This window comes from Streptomyces sp. MA5143a (genome assembly GCF_900290235.1).
Taxonomy (GTDB): domain Bacteria; phylum Actinomycetota; class Actinomycetes; order Streptomycetales; family Streptomycetaceae; genus Streptomyces.
In genome coordinates, this window is the sequence record NZ_OLMK01000047.1 from 85,175 (window position 1) to 101,028 (window position 15,854).

Consider the following 15,854-nt stretch of genomic DNA (forward strand, 5'->3'; position numbering starts at 1 on the left):
CGACAACCCCGGGGCGGCACCGCGTCCGAGAACCCACCACGCGTCCGGGCACGGCAGGCGCACACCTCAACAGTAGGCCGCACAAGGCTTTCACGGGCAGCGGTCGACGACGGTTGCCCGAATGCGACCGGCCACCCATATGCATCTGGTATGCGCCGAACGGGTGGCCTTCAACCCCTACTCCTCGGTCGGAAGCGCCACTTCCGAGGCCGCTTCCGGTCCCTGTTCGAGCAGAACCGCGAAACCGTCCTCGTTCAGGACCGGAACCTTGAGCTGCATCGCCTTGTCGTACTTGGACCCCGGGTTGTCACCGACCACGACGAACGAGGTCTTCTTCGAAACCGAGCCGGTCACTTTCGCTCCCCTGCTCTGCAGGGCCTCTTTCGCGCCGTCCCGGGTGTGGTGTTCGAGCGTGCCCGTCACCACGACGGTGAGCCCTTCGAGGGGGCGGGGTCCTTCGTCCTCGCCGGCGCCCTCGTCCTCCATCCGGACGCCGGCGGCCTTCCATTTGCGAATGATCTCGCGGTGCCAGTCCTCGGCGAACCACTGCTTGACCGCGGCGGCCACGATCGGGCCGACGCCGTCGGTGTTCTTCAGTTCCTCCTCGGTGGCCTGCTCGATGCGGTCGATCGAACGGAACGCGCGGGCGAGCGCCTCGGCGGCCACCGGTCCGACGTGCCGGATGGACAGCCCGGTCAGGATTCTCGCGAGCGGGCGCTCCTTGGCCGCCTGGATGTTCTCCAGCATCGCGACCGCGTTCTTCCGGGGAGCGCCCTCCTGGTTGGCGAAGACGGTGGCGACCTTCTCCTCGCCGGTCTTCGGGTCGCGCTTGGGCAGACCGCTGTCCTGGTCGAGGACGTACGCCTTGATGGGCAGCAGCTGCTCGACGGTGAGGTCGAACAGGTCGCCCTCGTCGATCAGCGGCGGGTCGGACGGCTCCAGCGGCTTGGTGAGCGCGGCGGCGGCGACATAGCCGAAGTGCTCGATGTCGAGGCACTTGCGTCCGGCGAGATAGAACAGCCGCTCACGCAACTGGGCGGGGCAGGTGCGGGAGTTGGGGCAGCGCAGGTCGACGTCGCCCTCCTTGGCGGGCGCCAGCGGCGTACCGCACTCGGGGCACTCGGCGGGCATCACGAACTCGCGCTCGGTGCCGTCGCGCAGGTCGACGACCGGGCCGAGGATCTCGGGGATGACGTCACCGGCCTTGCGCAGCACGACGGTGTCACCGATGAGGACGCCCTTGGCCTTGACGACGTCCTGGTTGTGGAGGGTGGCGAACTCGACCTCGGAGCCCGCGACCGTCACCGGCTCGACCTGCGCGTACGGCGTCACCCGACCCGTACGTCCCACACCCACACGGATGTTGACGAGCTTGGTGTTGACCTCCTCCGGCGCGTACTTGTACGCGATGGCCCAGCGGGGGGCGCGGGAGGTGGAGCCGAGGCGGCCCTGGAGGGGGATCTCGTCGAGCTTGACGACGGCGCCGTCGATCTCGTGCTCCACGGAGTGGCGGTTCTCGCCGAAGTGGGCGATGAACTCCCGTACCCCGTCGAGGTCGTCGACCACGCGGTTGTGGCGGGCGGTGGGCAGGCCCCAGGACTTGAGCAGGTCGTAGGCCTGGGAGAGGCGGCTGAGGCCGCCCTCGAAGCCCTCCAGGGCGCCGATGCCGTGCACCACCATGTGCAGGGGGCGGGTGGCGGTGACGCGCGGGTCCTTCTGGCGCAGCGAACCGGCGGCCGCGTTGCGCGGGTTGGCGAAGGGCTTGTCGCCGGCCGCCAGCAGCCGCTCGTTGAGCTCGGCGAACTTGTCCATCGGGAAGTAGACCTCGCCGCGGATCTCCACGAGGTCGGGGACCCGGTCGCCCTTCAGCCGGTCCGGGATCTCGGCGATCGTGCGGACGTTCGGCGTGATGTCCTCGCCGGTGCGGCCGTCGCCGCGGGTGGCGGCGCGGGTGAGACGACCGTGCTCGTAGGTGAGGTTGACGGCGAGACCGTCCACCTTGAGCTCGCACAGCAGGTGGTGGTCGGTGGTGCCGACGTCCTTGGTGACGCGCTCGGCCCAGGCCGCCAACTCCTCGTCGGTGAAGGCGTTGTCCAGGGAGAGCATGCGCTCGCGGTGCTGGACGGCGGTGAACTCCGTGGCGTACGCGCCCGCGACCTTCTGGGTCGGCGAGTCGGGGGTGCGCAGTTCGGGGTGCTCCTCCTCCAGTGCCTCCAGGGAGCGCAGCAGTCGGTCGAACTCCGCGTCGCTGACGACGGGGGCGTCCTTCACGTAGTACCGGAAGCGGTGCTCCTCGATCTCTTCGGCGAGGCGCGCGTGCTTCTCCCGTGCCTCGGCCGGCACCGGTGCCTCGCTGGGTACGGATGCTGCGGTCGGGGCAGTCTGTGCGTCCTTGTCGCCGGCCACCGTGTTGTCCTCCCGTTACTCTGGGTTGTCCGCGAGGGATCTCGCCGCCTGGGCGCAGTGGGCGAGTGCCCGGCGCGCGTACGCCGGGGAGACCCCGGCGAGGCCGCACGACGGAGTGACCGTGACGGCGTCCGCGAGAAGCCCCGGATGCAGCCCCAGCCTGCGCCACAACGTCCTGACACCCATGACGCTACCGGCAGGGTCCGACAACGGGCCCTCCGTGGTCGGCACGACACCGGCCAGCAGCCTGGTGCCGCCCTCCACGGCTTCCCCGATCGCGTCGTCGTCACGCTCGGTGAGCAGCGAGAAGTCGAAGGAGATCGCGTCGGCGCCGGCCCTGCGGAGGAGCGCGAAGGGTACGTCGGGGGCGCAGGAGTGCACGACGACCGCCCCCGGTTCGGTGTGGACGCCGATGACGTCACGGAGGGTGGCCTCGACGAGTTGGCGGTCGACGGCGCGGTGGGTGCGGTAGCCGCTGGCGGTCCTGACCTGGCCGCGCAGGACGGCGATCAGGGAGGGCTCGTCGAGCTGGAGGACCACGCGGGCGCCGGGTACGCGGCGCCGTATCTCCGCGAGGTGCAGCCGCAGGCCCTCGGCGAGCGAGCCGGCGAGGTCCCGGCAGGCGCCGGGGTCGGAGAGGGCCGCCTCGCCGTTCTTCAGCTCCAGCGCGGCGGCGAGGGTCCACGGGCCGACGGCCTGCACCTTGAGCGGGCCGTCGTAGCCCTGGGTGAACTCCTCCAGCGCGTCCAGGTCCTCGCCGAGCCAGGAGACCGCCCGCCTGGTGTCCCGTCCGGGCCGGTCGCCGAGCCGCCAGCCGCTGGGCTCCACGCGCGCGTACAGCTCGACGAGCAGACCGGCGGTGCGGCCGATCATGTCGGCGCCGGGGCCGCGGGCGGGGAGTTCGGGCAGAAACGGCATGCCCGTGTCCGGCCACTCGAAGGAGCCGGTGACGGTCTTGGCGGCCTCTCTGGCGTCGCCGCCGGGCATGGAGCCGATGCCGGTGGCGGGGCCGAAGTCGAAGTGTTCGTTCACACGTCGAAGCGTAGGTGGTTGTCAGCCGAGGTATGCGACGTGTGGGTGGGTGGGGGCTGGTCGCGCCCACGCGGCGGAGCCGCATGTGTCACCGCCCCGCGCCCCTGAAAAGCAGGGGCGCGGGGAACTGCGCGACCAGCCACAAGGGACCCGCACCCGCCGAACCGACAGCGCGCCCCGAGCTACTGGGCGCCCGGCGGCACACGTCAGCGGCCGGGCCGGACCGTCAGGTCGTTGACCTCGGCGTCCCGTGGGAGGTCCAGCGCCATGAGGATGGTCGTCGCGACGGACTCCGGCGCGATCCACTGGGACGGGTCGTACTCCTTGCCCTCCTGCTGGTGGACCTTCGCCTGCATGGGGCTGGCCGTGCGGCCGGGGTAGACCGTGGTGACCCGGACCCCGTTGCCGTGCTCCTCGTGGCGCAGGGAGTCGGCGAGGGCCTTCAGGCCGTGCTTGGAGGCGGCGTAGGCGGCCCAGTCGGCGTAGGCGTGCAGTCCTGAGCCTGAGTTGACGAACACGACGTGGCCCCGGGCGGCGCGCAGCTGGGGCAGGAAGTGCCGGGTCAGCTCGGCGGGGGCGATGAGGTTGACATTGAGCTGGTGGCGCCAGGACTTGGGGGTGAGGTCGCCGACCCGGCCGAGGTCGATCACCCCGGCGATGTGCAGCAGGGAGTCCACCCGGTCGGGCAGGGTCTGGTGGGAGAACGCCCAGGAGAGCTTGTCCGGGTCGGCGAGATCGCCGACCAGGGTCTTCGCCCCCGGGTACCGCGCCGCCAGCTCCTTCGCGCGGCCGGCGTCGCGCGCGTGCAGCACGAGGTCGTCGCCGCGCTCGTGCAGACGGCGGGCCACGGCCTCGCCGATGCCGGAACCCGCTCCGGTGATCACATGAGTAGCCATGCGGTCATGCTCGCATCACCCCGGGGCGGCCGGTGTCCGTGCCCTGCTCACTCCACTCCCTGGCTCTCCTCCAGGTATGCCATCGCCCCCACCGGCTCCTCCGCGAAGAACACCAGGTCGGTGAGGGGGCGGGGCAGGAAGCCCTCATCCTCCATGCGGCGGAACTGCTCCTTCAAGCCGTCGTAGAAGCCCGCCGTGTTGAGGAGCACCACGGGCTTGTCGGTGTGGCCGTGCTTCTTCAGTTCCAGGATCTCGGTGGCCTCGTCGAGCGTGCCGGTGCCGCCGACCATGATCACGACCGCGTCGGCCTGCTCCAGGAGCAGCCGCTTCCTCTCGGCGAGGTCGTGGGCGATGACCATCTCGTCGGTGCCGGGCCGCGCCTTCGCCGCGAGGAACTCCACGGAGACGCCGAGGAGTCTGCCGCCCGCCTCCTGCACGCCGTCGGCGACCACCTTCATCAGTCCGACGTCCGAGCCGCCCCACACGAGGGTGTGGCCGCCCTTGCCGATGAGCTTCGCGAACTCCCGCGCGGGGCGGGTGTAGCGGTCGTCGAGGTCGGCGGCGGAGAGGAAGACGCAGATGTTCATGGGTCCACGTTAGGGCGTGCCACCGACATCGGGGCCCGGCCGGTCACCGGTCCCCGGGGCGCGGCTCAGGCGGATCTTGGACTGGCGGTGCGGGAGCTCCTCCCAGTCGTCCATGAAGCGGGCGGTCAGGCCGTACTGCGCGGCGAGTTCCACCAGGGTGTCGGTGCGGTAGTAGAAGTCCTCGTGCAGCACCTGGTGCTCCTCGCCCTCGGTGCGGCCGTAGGTGAAGTCGAAGAAGCCGCCGGGGGCGAGGACGCGGCCGACGTGGGCGAAGCACTGCTCTATGACGTGCGCCGGTGAGTGCGAGAACACGCTGTGCGCGTGGACGACGTCGAAGTGGGCCTCGGGCAGGAACGCGAAGGTCAGGTCGGCGACGAGGGTCAGATGGGGCAGTTTGGCCTGGAGTCCCTGTCGGACGAGGGTGCGCTGGGCCTCCAGGAGGATGGCCGGCGAGATGTCGATCCCGTAGTAGTTCCCGGCGTCCAGGTGGTCGATGAACAGCCGCCCGGCGCGCAGGTTCCCGCAGCCGATCTCCAGCATCCGGTGCCGGGGCTCCAGACCGTGCCGCAGCAGGTAGTCGAACTGCATGCGGCCGACGCGTTCCCACTTCTCGACCGAGGGGTTGTGCCCGACGGCGGCCTCGGGGCTGCGGGCGGTGTCGGCGGCCATCACGGCCCGGTAGTAGGCGATGTGGTCGCGGTGTTTGAGCCGCAGCCAGGTGTCGCGCGCCACCCGGCGGGCGTGCGCCGGTACGCGCTTGGGGTGGCGCAGGGCGTAGCGGACCCGGTGGGTGAGGCTGCGGCGGTTCCTCGACGGATCCGCCGTCGGCTTCCCGGACGGCCTTCCGGCCGGGTCTGTGGCTGTCACGGCGACCTCCTGGGCCTCCTGCGGCCCCGGGGCCGTGTCTGAGGGAGCACTCACCAGCAGCCTGCGCCGTCCTCGGACGGATGGCTACCCGGAGGGAGGCGTTCGTGACGGACGGGCACCCGGGCGGGGGCCGGCGTACCTCAGACGGCGCCCGCCTTCGCGCGCGTGGTCGTCGCGATCGTCGCCGACCCCACCACGCGCGTGCCGTCGTACAGGACGATCGCCTGGCCGGGGGCGACGCCGCGGACGGGCTCGGTGAAGCGGACGTGGAGGTCGCCGTCGATCAGCTCGGCGGTCACCTCGGTCTCGCCGCCGTGGGCGCGCAGCTGGGCCGTGTAGGTGCCGGGGCCGGTGGGCGCGGCTCCGCACCAGCGGGGCTTGATCGCGGTGAGGCCGTCGACGTCGAGGGCGGCCGCGGGGCCGACGGTGACGGTGTTGTTCACCGGGGAGATGTCGAGGACGTAGCGCGGCTTGCCGTCGGGTGCCGGGGTGCCGATGCGGAGCCCCTTGCGCTGGCCGATGGTGTAGCCGTAGGCGCCCTCGTGGGTGCCGAGGACGGTGCCGGACTCGTCGACGATGTCGCCCTCCGCCTTGCCGAGGCGGCTCGCGAGGAAGCCCTGGGTGTCGCCGTCGGCGATGAAGCAGATGTCGTGCGAGTCGGGCTTCTTGGCGACCGCGAGGCCCCGGCGCTCGGCCTCCGCGCGGATCTCGTCCTTGGTGGTCACCGTGTCGCCCAGCGGGAACAGGGCGTGGGCGAGCTGCTTCTCGTCGAGCACGCCGAGGACGTACGACTGGTCCTTGGCCATGTCGGAGGCGCGGTGCAGCTCACGGGTGCCGTCGTCGTGGACGATCACCTGGGCGTAGTGGCCGGTGCAGACGGCGTCGAAGCCGAGGGCGAGCGCCTTGTCGAGCAGGGCCGCGAACTTGATCTTCTCGTTGCAGCGCAGGCACGGGTTGGGGGTGCGGCCGGCCTCGTACTCGGCGATGAAGTCCTCGACCACATCCTCGCGGAAGCGGTCGGCGAGATCCCACACGTAGAACGGGATGCCGATGACGTCGGCGGCGCGGCGGGCGTCGCGGGAGTCCTCGATGGTGCAGCAGCCGCGGGCGCCCGTGCGGAACGACTGCGGGTTCGCGGAGAGCGCCAGGTGGACGCCCGTCACGTCGTGCCCGGCTTCCGCGGCGCGGGCGGCGGCCACGGCGGAGTCGACCCCGCCGGACATGGCGGCGAGGACACGGAGGGGGCGGGGGCGCTGCGAGGTGTCAGTCATAACTCATCCAGGGTACGGGGCGCCGGGAACCGGAACCCTCGAGTATCCGTTGACGGCTCGTGGGCACCAGAAAGGCGTCCGGGGACGGTGCTTCCCGGAGCAGGAGCAAGGACGGGGACCGGCGCGTGGGCCGCCGGGCCCTGCTGATCGGCACGGCGGTGGCCGCCGTGGGTACGGCCGTCGTGGCACGTGACGAGCTGACGCGCGCGTGGTGGCGGTTGCCGGGCGTCTCGAAGCCGCGCAAGGAGGGCGAGGTCGACTACGCGGGCGCGAGGTGGGTGGCGGCCTCGGACGCGAACTGGCGGCTGGCGGACCGGCCGGACGACTTCGGCATAGACATGGTGGTCATCCATGTCACCCAGGGGAGCTTCGCCAGTGCCGTGAAGGTCTTCCAGGATCCGAAGCACGGGGCGGCTTCGCACTACATCGTCCGCAAGGACGGCCGTGTCACCCAGATGATCCGCGAGCTGGACGTGGCGTACCACGCGGGCAACCGCGACTACAACGAGCGGAGCGTCGGCATCGAGCACGAGGGCTTCGTCGACCGCCCGCAGGACTTCACGGACGAGATGTACGAGGCGTCCGCCCGTCTCACGGCGCGGATCTGCGCGCGCTACGACATCCCGCTCGACCGCGAGCACATCATCGGCCATGTCGAGGTGCCGGGCACCGACCACACCGACCCCGGCGAGCACTGGGACTGGGACCGCTACATGAAGCTGGTGCGCGCCGCGGCGGCGAAGGGGTCGGGCGCGGCGCCGGCCTGAACCGTTCGAGCACAGGGCACAGGGCACAGGGCTCAGGCCAGGTCCGGCACCGGGCCTCAGGTCAGGCCCGCGTTGCGGGCGCGTTCCACCGCGGGGCCGATCGCCTTGGCGACCGCTTCCACGTCGGCCTCCGTGGAGGTGTGGCCGAGGGAGAAGCGGAGGGTGCCGCGGGCGAGATCGGGGTCGGCGCCGGTGGCGAGGAGGACATGGCTGGGCTGGGCGATACCGGCGGTGCAGGCCGAACCGGTGGAGCACTCGATGCCCTGGGCGTCGAGGAGCAGCAGCAGCGAGTCGCCCTCGCAGCCGGGGAAGGTGAAGTGCGCGTTGGCGGGCAGCCGGTCCACCGGGTCACCGCCGAGGAGCGCGTCCGGTACGGCCGTGCGGATCGCGTCGACCAGGCAGTCGCGCAGGGAGCCGATCTCCCGGGCGAACCACTCCTGTTGCTCGGCGGCGAGCCGGCCGGCGACGGCGAAGGAGGCGACGGCCGGGACGTCGAGGGTGCCGGAGCGGACATGGCGTTCCTGGCCGCCGCCGTGCAGCACCGGTACGGGACTGTACTCGCGGCCGAGGAGGAGCGCGCCGATGCCGTACGGGCCGCCGATCTTGTGGCCGGAGACGGTCATCGCGGCGAGGCCGGAGGCCCCGAAGCCGACGGGGACCTGGCCGAAGGCCTGGACGGCGTCGGCGTGCAGCGGAACGCCGAACTCCGCGGCGGTGTCGGCGAGTTCACGGACCGGCATGAGGGTGCCGATCTCGTTGTTGGCCCACATCACGGTGGCGAGCGCCACGTCGTCGGGGTCGCGGGCGATGGCCTCGCGCAGGGCGTCGGGGTGGACGCGGCCGTAGGCGTCGACGGGGAGGTACTCGACGGTGGCGCCCTCGTGTTCGCCGAGCCAGTGGACGGCGTCGAGGACGGCGTGGTGCTCGACGGGGCTCGCGAGGACCCGGGTGCGGGCCGGGTCGGCGGCGCGGCGGGACCAGTACAGCCCCTTCACGGCGAGGTTGTCGGCCTCGGTGCCGCCGGAGGTGAACACGACCTCGCTGGGGCGGGCTCCGAGGGCCTCCGCGAGGGTCTCGCGGGCCTCCTCGACGGTGCGGCGGGCTCTGCGGCCGGAGGCGTGCAGCGAGGAGGCGTTGCCGGTGACGCTCAGCTGGGCGGTCAGCGCCTCTGCCGCCTCCGGGAGCATCGGGGTCGTCGCCGCGTGGTCGAGGTAAGCCATGGTGCGCCCGATTCTACGGGGGCGCCGCGCGTCGGCCTCGGCCGCTACGGCGGTGGGGTCGCCCCCCGGCCATCACGGCGTCCGCGGCGACGGTGCCGCGGCGGTCGGGGTGTGGGGTGCCCCTCCCGGTCCGGCCGGTCCTGTACGGCTCAGAAGCTCCAGGACACCGTGTTCGTCGTCTGGGTGAGAAGGGCCAGGATCACCAGGTCGGCCACACCCAGACCGAGGCCGAGGAACGCCCGGCCCCGCCTCGTGGTGCCGCGCTTCAGGGCGAGGGCGGCGAGGACGATGGCGATGGGGCCGAGGAACAGATTCAGCACGAGGAGGCCGAGAAGGCCGAGGACGAAGGACGCGACGGCCATGCCGTCGGCGTCGCGACCCCGGCGGCGGGCGGCGGGGCGGGTGGGTGACGTGGCGGTCAGTTGCATGGTGCGGTCAGCTCCCTAGGGGTGGACGGGGCTCCAACGGAAGTCCGGAGAGGGTCAGTTGGTGGTCCGGCCACGGCGGGCGTGGCGCTCGCGGTAGGCGAAGACCGCCAGCCAGGCGCCGATGACGGCCGCGGCGGCCAGGGAGACGGAGAGCGGAACGTGGGCCACGGTGCCCAGGACGATCCCCAGCAGCAGAAGTGCGGCGACGAGGAACAACATGGCTCGGATGCCTCTCGTTTCGTGGTCGGCGGTTCGACGTGACATTTCGGTGAACGATTGTGGTTACACTTGTTCACTGACTCCAAAGTCTAACGCGCTGCCCGGCTTTGCAATTACAGAGAACAGTTGTTAACTGCATGGCATGAGTCACACTTTCGGCGTCCGGCAGGCGCAGAAGCAGCGGACCCGGCAGGCGCTCATGGACGCCGCGCTCGCCCTCCTGGAGGAACAGAGCCTCAGCAGCCTGGGCCTTCGCGAGGTCACCCGGGCCGTGGGCGTGGCGCCGACCGCGTTCTACCGGCACTTCCGTTCGACCGCGGACCTCGGTGTCGCGCTGGTCGAGGAGGCACTGGGGAGCCTGCACCCCGTCCTCGGGGATCTCATGGCGGCGGTCGGCGACAGTGACGAACTGATCCAGCGCGCCATCGAGCTGATCGCCCGTCACGTGGACGCGTACCCCGCTCACGTCCGCTTTATCGCGCGCGAGCGGCACGGCGGTGTCCAGCCGGTGCGGGAGGCGATCCAGGGCCAACTGACCCGGTTCGCCGTGGAGGTGTGCCACGACCTGGCCAAGCGGCCCGAGACCGTCGGCTGGAGCGACGACGACCGGTTGATGCTCGCCGGTCTGTACGTCGATCAGATGCTGGTGACGGCCTCCCTGTTCCTGGAGGCCCACGACGACCCCGAGGCGGGGCACGTACGCGTGACGCGCCTCGCGGGCCGCCGGATGCGGCTGATCAGCATCGGCTGCCGGCACTGGCTCGACTGAGGAGCGGGTGGGGCGCCGCCGGGACCGCCACAGCCGCCGGGCGCACCCGCGGCCGCACCGGAGAAAGCCCCCGAGGGAGCCCGGCACTTCGCGCGCGGCCGGCCCCCCGACCGGCCGCGCGCTCAGCCCGTGGACCGCGCGCTCAGCCCGTGAGCCGCGCGCGGGCCAGCTGCCGTGACTGCGCGACCAGGCGGTCGGCGCTGTCCCAGACCTCGGCGTCCTCCTCCAGGAAGCCGCCGGCGAGGTTGCGGGTGGTGAGGGAGACCCGCAGCGGTCCGGGCGCCGGACGGCACCGCACGTGCACGGTCAGCTCGACCGTCGGGACCCACCCGGAGATGCCCAGCTCGAAGGCGGTCGGCGGCAGCGCGTCCACCGCGAGGAGCAGCGAGAGGGGGTCCGGGTCACGGCCGTCGGCGAGTCCGAACCAGGCGCGCATCTCACCGTTCCCCGACGGTACGCCGAGGGCCCAGCCGAGGGTCGACGGGTCCAGCTTGAGGAACAGCCGGTCGGTGATGGCGGAGCTGCCGGGGACCGGTGCGGGCGCGTCGTCGGGGCCGAAGCACTGCTCGATCGGCGGGATCGCGGGCGGCTTCGCCGTCGTCCGGACGTCGTCCGGGAGGGAGCCGAGGTCGCCGTAGGAGGCGAGGACGCGGATCCGCTCGACCTCGCGGCCCTCGTCGTCGTACTGGAGGAGGGACGCCTGGCCGGTCGACAGGGTCCGGCCGGTGCGGACGACGTCCGTGCGGATGACGGCGGGGCCGGGCCGGGAGGCGGTCAGGTAGTGCGCGGAGATCGTGAACGGGTCGGCGTGCGGGAGGGTGTCCGCGAGGGCGCGGCCCAGCATGGCCAGCAGGTAGCCGCCGTTGACGGCGCTGATGATCGTCCAGCCGGCGGAGAGGTGCGCGTCGTAGACGCCGAATTCCCGCCGGGTGACCGCGGTGTCCCGGTCGAACTCGCTGTCGCCGACGGTCGCCTGTACGGAAGCTGCTTCGGGCATGGGTGAACCGTACAACAGCTCATTACTAAGCGGTAGCTTTTACCCGGCGGGACGCACAGAACCGACAACAAAACCGACAGAACCGACAGCGACGACGGCGATGACGGCGACGGCACGCTCAGCCCTCCTCCACCGCCGCCGAGCGTCGGTTCCACGCGCGCGGCGCCCGCCAGTGGTACCGCATCGCCAGCAGCCTGAGCGCGAAGGCGACGGCCGCCGCGAAGGCCGAGGTGAAGGGGTTGAGCGCGTCGTAGCGGATGCAGAGGACGACCAGGCAGGCGCCGACCATCGCGGGCACCGCGTACAGATCGCGGTCCCAGCGCAGCAGCGAGGGCACCTCGTTGGCGAGCACGTCCCGCAGCACACCGCCGCCGACCGCCGTGGCGAGGCCGAGGGCCGCCGAGGCCGTGAGCCCCAGCCCGTACTCGTACGCCTTCGTCGTGCCGGTGACACAGAACAGGCCGAGGCCGGCCGCGTCGAAGACGTTCACGCCGTTCTGGATGCGCTCGACCTCCGGGTGGAGGAAGAACACCAGCAGGGCGGCGAACAGCGGGGTGATGAAGTAGCCGAGGTCGGTGAAGGCGGCCGGTGGCACGGCTCCGATGACCAGGTCCCGGAAGAGACCCCCGCCGAGCGCGGTGACCTCGGCGAGGACGGCGATGCCGAAGACGTCGAAGTTCTTGCGCACGGCCAGCAGCGCGCCGGAGATCGCGAAGACGAAGATGCCGATCAGATCGAGCGCATGCTGGACGGACGGGGTGAACAGTTGCTGGAGCACCCCCATATTGTGACGCAACAACGAGCCCCCGCCTTACATTGCAAGGCAGGGGCTCGCTCTGGTCTTACTTGTTACTTGTCGTCGGTCTCCTTGGCGACCTCGGTCTCGGCGGGCCCCTCGGCCGGAGCCTCGGCCTTCTCCGTGGCCTCCGCGGCCTCCGCGGCCTCCATGGCCTCCATGGCCTCCGCGGCCTCCATGGCCTCCGCGCCGATCGCGGCGTCCACCTCCGCCGCGACCGCCGCCGACGTCTCCGCCGACTGGGCCAGTACCTCGTCCGGCACCAGTTCGCCCGCCTCCTTGGCGGCGGCCAGCAGGACGACGTCCTGGGGCTGCTGGTCGTCGAAGTTCTCCGGGTGGTGGCAGGCGACCCGCTGGCCCGGCCTCAGCTCGGCGAGCGGCGGCTCGGTGGTCCGGCAGACCTCCGTGGCCTTCCAGCACCGGGTGTGGAAGCGGCAGCCGCTCGGCGGCGCGATCGGCGAGGGCACATCGCCCTTGAGCAGGATGCGCTCGCTCTTGGCGCCGCGCCGCCTGGGGTCCGGGATCGGCACCGCCGACAGCAGGGCCTTGGTGTACGGGTGCATCGGCGAGGCGTACAGCGCGTCCCGGTCGGCGAGCTCGACGATCTTGCCGAGGTACATCACCGCGATGCGGTCCGAGACATGGCGGACGACGGAGAGGTCGTGCGCGATGATCACGTACGTGAGGCCCAGCTCGTCCTGGAGGTCGTCCATGAGGTTGACGACCTGCGCCTGGATGGACACGTCGAGCGCGGAGACCGGCTCGTCGGCCACGACCATACGGGGCTTGAGGGCGAGGGCGCGGGCGATGCCGATGCGCTGGCGCTGACCGCCGGAGAACTCGTGCGGGTAGCGGTTGTAGTGCTCGGGATTGAGCCCGACCACCGCCAGCAGGCGCTGGACCTCCTTCTTGATCCCGCCCTCGGGCGTCACTCCCTGGAGGCGGAACGGAGCCCCCACGATGGTGCCGATCGTGTGACGGGGGTTCAGCGAGGAGTACGGGTCCTGGAAGATCATCTGCACGTCCCGGCGCAGTGGCCGCATACCGGCGGCACCGAGGTGCGTGATGTCCCTCCCTTCGAACTCGATGGTCCCCGCCGTGGGTTCGAGCAGTCGGGTGATCAGACGGCCCATGGTCGACTTGCCGCAGCCGGACTCGCCCACGACGCCCAGGGTCTCACCGGCCCGGACCTCGAAGTCGATGCCGTCGACGGCCCGTACGGCACTGACCTGTCGTTTGAAGAGGCCCTTGCGAATCGGGAAGTGCTTCTGGAGCCCGGTCACCTTCAACAGGACCTCGCCGGGGGCGACGTCCTTGACGCGGGTCGCGGCAGGTGCCGCGTCCCCGCTCTGACGAGGAATGGTCACGGCCGCGTCCTTGGATGTCTCGCTCACAGCTTCGGCGCAATCTCTTCGGTCCAGATACGCTGCCGCTGCTCCTGGGGCAGGTGGCAGGCAGCCCAGTGCTGACTGCCGACCTCGGCCAGCTCGGGGCGGACCTCACGGGTGATGTTGCCCTTGGGCACATCCGCGTACTGGCAGCGCGGATGGAAGGCGCATCCCGGCGGAAGGTTGATGAGGGACGGCGGAGAGCCCTTGACGGGGATGAGCCGCTCCTGCTGGTCCCGGTCCAGGCGCGGCATCGAGCCGAGCAGACCCCAGGTGTAGGGGTGCCGGGGCTCGTAGAACACCTTCTCGGCCGGGCCCCGCTCGACGCAGCGGCCGCCGTACATCACGAGGAGGTCGTCGGCGAGTTCGGCGACGACGCCCAGGTCGTGCGTGATGACGATGACCGCGGACCCGAACTCCTTCTGCAGGTCGCGGATGAGGTCGAGGATCTGCGCCTGGACGGTGACGTCCAGGGCGGTGGTGGGCTCGTCCGCGATGAGCAGTTCGGGATTGTTGACCAGGGACATGGCGATCATCGCCCGCTGGCGCATACCACCGGAGAACTCGTGCGGGTAGTTGTCCACCCGCTTGTCCGGCTGGGGAATGCCGACACGGTCGAGCATCTCCACGGCGCGGCGCCTGGCGGTCTTCTTGTCCACGTCGTGGTGGACGCGGTACGCCTCCACGATCTGCGTGCCGATCGTGTAGTACGGATGCAGCGCCGACAACGGGTCCTGGAAGATCATCGCCATCTGCCGGCCGCGCAACTTGCGTACGTGCTCGGGAGCCGCGGAGAGAAGTTCGGTGCCGTCCAGCCAGACCTCACCGGAGATCTGCGCCTTCCGCTTGCCGTACTGCCCCGCTGTGTGCAGGCCCATGATGCCGAGCGAGGTGACCGACTTGCCCGAGCCGGACTCGCCCACGATGCCGAGGGTCTTGCCCTTCTCCAGCTGGAAACTGAGCCCGTCGACGGACTTGACCAGGCCGTCGTCGGTCGGGAAGTGCACCCGCAGGTCCCGCACCTCCAGGAAGGCGGTCGGTGCCGGAGAACCGGCCACGGGTTCCCCCACGGCCGCTCCCGTCTTGTCCAGGTCTGTCATCCCAGCCTCACTCGCGGGTCTATGACTGCGTACAGAAGGTCCACCAGGAGGTTGGCCACGGCGATCGCCAGAGCGGCGAACAACGTCACGCCGAGAATGACCGGCAGGTCCTTGCTGCTGATGGCCTGCACCGCGGCGAGTCCGAGGCCGGGCAGGTTGAAGGTCGACTCGGTGAGGACCGCGCCGCCGAGCAGCACGCCGATGTCCAGACCGAAGACGGTAAGGATCGGGGTCATCGCCGAGCGCAACGCGTGCCGGGTGATGACCACCCGCTCACCGAGCCCCTTGGCCCGCGCGGTACGGATGTAGTCCTCGCCGAGCACCTCCAGCATGGTGGCCCGGGTGAGGCGTGCGTACATCGCCGCGTTCAGCAGGGCGAGCACGATCCACGGGAGGATCAAGGTCTCGAACCACACGCCGATGGGGTCATCGGTGCTGAGGTTGTCCTCGATGCGCACCATCCCCAGGCTGTGCACGAAGATGCCCATCGCGACCATGCCGGTGAAGAAGATCGGCAGGGAGACACCGCCGAGCGCGGCGATCATCGCGGCCCGGTCCCACACGGAGCCCCGCTTCAGTGCGGAGATCACACCGGTCGCGACTCCGCCGGCCAGCCAGAGGACGCAGGCGCCGAGGGCGAGCGCGCCGGTGACGGGCAGAGCGTCCTTGAGGGTGTTCCACACCGGCTCCTCCGTGACGAAGGAGTAGCCGAAGCAGGGGGCCGGGCAGTGGGTGACGTCGTCACCGTTGGCGTAGTCCCGCCCCAGCGGGATGCCCTTGATGAACTCCCAGAACTGCGCGAGAAGGGGATCGTCGAGGCCCAGCTTGGTGCGGATGCCCTCGACCTGCTCGGCACCTGTCGCCTTGCCGGCGAAGAGGACGGCGATGTCCTGTCCCGCCCATCTGGGCAGCATGTAGAACACGGTGAAGGTCGCGAGCAGTACGACCAGCACCAGAACGGCAACGGCGGTCAGACGCCGGATGAGATAAGCAAGCACTGTGTACGGCCCTGCGGTGGCCCGGACCTCCTCGTGAGAGGTCCGGGCCACCGCTCAGGGCCCTCACCTGCCCTTCGGACTGGCGGGATTCGGCGGCAAGGGTCGGTCGGCGA

Annotated in this window: 16 protein-coding genes; 2 read left to right on the forward strand and 14 right to left on the reverse strand. The window is 71.0% G+C overall.

Annotation, left to right across the window (positions count from 1 at the left end; genetic code table 11):
• Nucleotides 1–177 precede the first annotated feature (177 nt).
• From ligA to mnmA, 6 genes are all read right to left on the reverse strand, one after another.
• On the reverse strand, nucleotides 178–2,406 hold the full coding sequence (gene ligA / locus SMA5143A_RS22250) for an NAD-dependent DNA ligase LigA (RefSeq protein ID WP_375136531.1): 2,229 nt from the start codon (nucleotides 2,404–2,406) through the stop codon (nucleotides 178–180).
• Between the two features lie 15 nt (nucleotides 2,407–2,421).
• Nucleotides 2,422–3,438, reverse strand: coding sequence for a methionine synthase (locus SMA5143A_RS22255; protein WP_107464637.1), 1,017 nt, complete (start codon nucleotides 3,436–3,438; stop codon nucleotides 2,422–2,424).
• Nucleotides 3,439–3,644: 206 nt separating this feature from the next.
• Entirely contained in the window at nucleotides 3,645–4,334 is a 690-nt protein-coding gene (locus tag SMA5143A_RS22260) for an SDR family oxidoreductase (RefSeq protein ID WP_107464638.1), read from the reverse strand.
• A gap of 47 nt (nucleotides 4,335–4,381) precedes the next feature.
• Entirely contained in the window at nucleotides 4,382–4,921 is a 540-nt protein-coding gene (locus SMA5143A_RS22265) for a TIGR00730 family Rossman fold protein (protein ID WP_107464639.1), read from the reverse strand.
• Nucleotides 4,922–4,930: 9 nt separating this feature from the next.
• The gene (locus SMA5143A_RS22270) at nucleotides 4,931–5,788 is read right to left on the reverse strand and encodes a class I SAM-dependent DNA methyltransferase (RefSeq protein WP_181361967.1); all 858 of its coding nucleotides are present in this window, start codon (nucleotides 5,786–5,788) and stop codon (nucleotides 4,931–4,933) included.
• Nucleotides 5,789–5,928: 140 nt separating this feature from the next.
• Nucleotides 5,929–7,059: a tRNA 2-thiouridine(34) synthase MnmA gene (gene mnmA / locus SMA5143A_RS22275; RefSeq protein ID WP_107464640.1), complete on the reverse strand. Its 1,131-nt coding sequence runs from the start codon at nucleotides 7,057–7,059 to the stop codon at nucleotides 5,929–5,931.
• Nucleotides 7,060–7,118: 59 nt separating this feature from the next.
• Here mnmA and SMA5143A_RS22280 point away from each other — a divergent pair, with 59 nt between their 5' ends.
• Nucleotides 7,119–7,826, forward strand: a complete 708-nt coding sequence (locus SMA5143A_RS22280; protein WP_107464641.1) for an N-acetylmuramoyl-L-alanine amidase — start codon at nucleotides 7,119–7,121, stop codon at nucleotides 7,824–7,826.
• Nucleotides 7,827–7,882: 56 nt separating this feature from the next.
• Here SMA5143A_RS22280 and SMA5143A_RS22285 read toward each other — a convergent pair whose 3' ends face one another.
• From SMA5143A_RS22285 to SMA5143A_RS43085, 3 genes are all read right to left on the reverse strand, one after another.
• Complete coding sequence (locus SMA5143A_RS22285) at nucleotides 7,883–9,046, reverse strand: cysteine desulfurase family protein (protein WP_107464642.1); 1,164 nt, start codon at nucleotides 9,044–9,046, stop codon at nucleotides 7,883–7,885.
• Nucleotides 9,047–9,195: 149 nt separating this feature from the next.
• The gene (locus tag SMA5143A_RS22290) at nucleotides 9,196–9,474 is read right to left on the reverse strand and encodes a DUF4190 domain-containing protein (protein ID WP_107464643.1); all 279 of its coding nucleotides are present in this window, start codon (nucleotides 9,472–9,474) and stop codon (nucleotides 9,196–9,198) included.
• Between the two features lie 54 nt (nucleotides 9,475–9,528).
• Nucleotides 9,529–9,693, reverse strand: a complete 165-nt coding sequence (locus SMA5143A_RS43085; protein WP_099970812.1) for a hypothetical protein — start codon at nucleotides 9,691–9,693, stop codon at nucleotides 9,529–9,531.
• Between the two features lie 142 nt (nucleotides 9,694–9,835).
• Between SMA5143A_RS43085 and SMA5143A_RS22295 the strand changes: the two genes are divergently transcribed.
• A complete protein-coding gene (locus SMA5143A_RS22295) occupies nucleotides 9,836–10,462 on the forward strand; it encodes a TetR family transcriptional regulator (RefSeq protein WP_107464644.1) in 627 nt (208 codons plus the stop codon).
• Between the two features lie 142 nt (nucleotides 10,463–10,604).
• Here SMA5143A_RS22295 and SMA5143A_RS22300 read toward each other — a convergent pair whose 3' ends face one another.
• From SMA5143A_RS22300 to SMA5143A_RS22320, 5 genes are all read right to left on the reverse strand, one after another.
• Nucleotides 10,605–11,459: a thioesterase family protein gene (locus tag SMA5143A_RS22300; RefSeq protein ID WP_107464645.1), complete on the reverse strand. Its 855-nt coding sequence runs from the start codon at nucleotides 11,457–11,459 to the stop codon at nucleotides 10,605–10,607.
• Between the two features lie 118 nt (nucleotides 11,460–11,577).
• Nucleotides 11,578–12,237 carry a trimeric intracellular cation channel family protein gene (locus tag SMA5143A_RS22305; protein ID WP_107464685.1) on the reverse strand — a complete coding sequence of 220 codons (660 nt, stop codon included), beginning with the start codon at nucleotides 12,235–12,237 and terminating at the stop codon, nucleotides 11,578–11,580.
• Nucleotides 12,238–12,308: 71 nt separating this feature from the next.
• Complete coding sequence (locus SMA5143A_RS22310; RefSeq protein WP_258193670.1) at nucleotides 12,309–13,622, reverse strand: ABC transporter ATP-binding protein; 1,314 nt, start codon at nucleotides 13,620–13,622, stop codon at nucleotides 12,309–12,311.
• A gap of 23 nt (nucleotides 13,623–13,645) precedes the next feature.
• The gene (locus SMA5143A_RS22315; RefSeq protein WP_107464647.1) at nucleotides 13,646–14,743 is read right to left on the reverse strand and encodes an ABC transporter ATP-binding protein; all 1,098 of its coding nucleotides are present in this window, start codon (nucleotides 14,741–14,743) and stop codon (nucleotides 13,646–13,648) included.
• On the reverse strand, nucleotides 14,740–15,741 hold the full coding sequence (locus tag SMA5143A_RS22320) for an ABC transporter permease (RefSeq protein ID WP_107464648.1): 1,002 nt from the start codon (nucleotides 15,739–15,741) through the stop codon (nucleotides 14,740–14,742). Before SMA5143A_RS22320 ends, SMA5143A_RS22315 begins: the two co-directional genes overlap by 4 nt.
• Nucleotides 15,742–15,854 lie beyond the last annotated feature (113 nt).

What these genes read in the sequence shown, in the direction of transcription:
- SMA5143A_RS22315 (WP_107464647.1), bottom strand. Translation starts at nt 14,743, where the DNA reads ATGACAGACCTGGACAAGACGGGAGCGGCCGTGGGGGAACCCGTGGCC.
- SMA5143A_RS22290 (WP_107464643.1), bottom strand. Translation starts at nt 9,474, where the DNA reads ATGCAACTGACCGCCACGTCACCCACCCGCCCCGCCGCCCGCCGCCGG.
- SMA5143A_RS43085 (WP_099970812.1), bottom strand. Translation starts at nt 9,693, where the DNA reads ATGTTGTTCCTCGTCGCCGCACTTCTGCTGCTGGGGATCGTCCTGGGC.
- mnmA (WP_107464640.1), bottom strand. Translation starts at nt 7,059, where the DNA reads ATGACTGACACCTCGCAGCGCCCCCGCCCCCTCCGTGTCCTCGCCGCC.
- SMA5143A_RS22265 (WP_107464639.1), bottom strand. Translation starts at nt 4,921, where the DNA reads ATGAACATCTGCGTCTTCCTCTCCGCCGCCGACCTCGACGACCGCTAC.
- SMA5143A_RS22260 (WP_107464638.1), bottom strand. Translation starts at nt 4,334, where the DNA reads ATGGCTACTCATGTGATCACCGGAGCGGGTTCCGGCATCGGCGAGGCC.
- SMA5143A_RS22285 (WP_107464642.1), bottom strand. Translation starts at nt 9,046, where the DNA reads ATGGCTTACCTCGACCACGCGGCGACGACCCCGATGCTCCCGGAGGCG.
- SMA5143A_RS22300 (WP_107464645.1), bottom strand. Translation starts at nt 11,459, where the DNA reads ATGCCCGAAGCAGCTTCCGTACAGGCGACCGTCGGCGACAGCGAGTTC.
- SMA5143A_RS22295 (WP_107464644.1), top strand. Translation starts at nt 9,836, where the DNA reads ATGAGTCACACTTTCGGCGTCCGGCAGGCGCAGAAGCAGCGGACCCGG.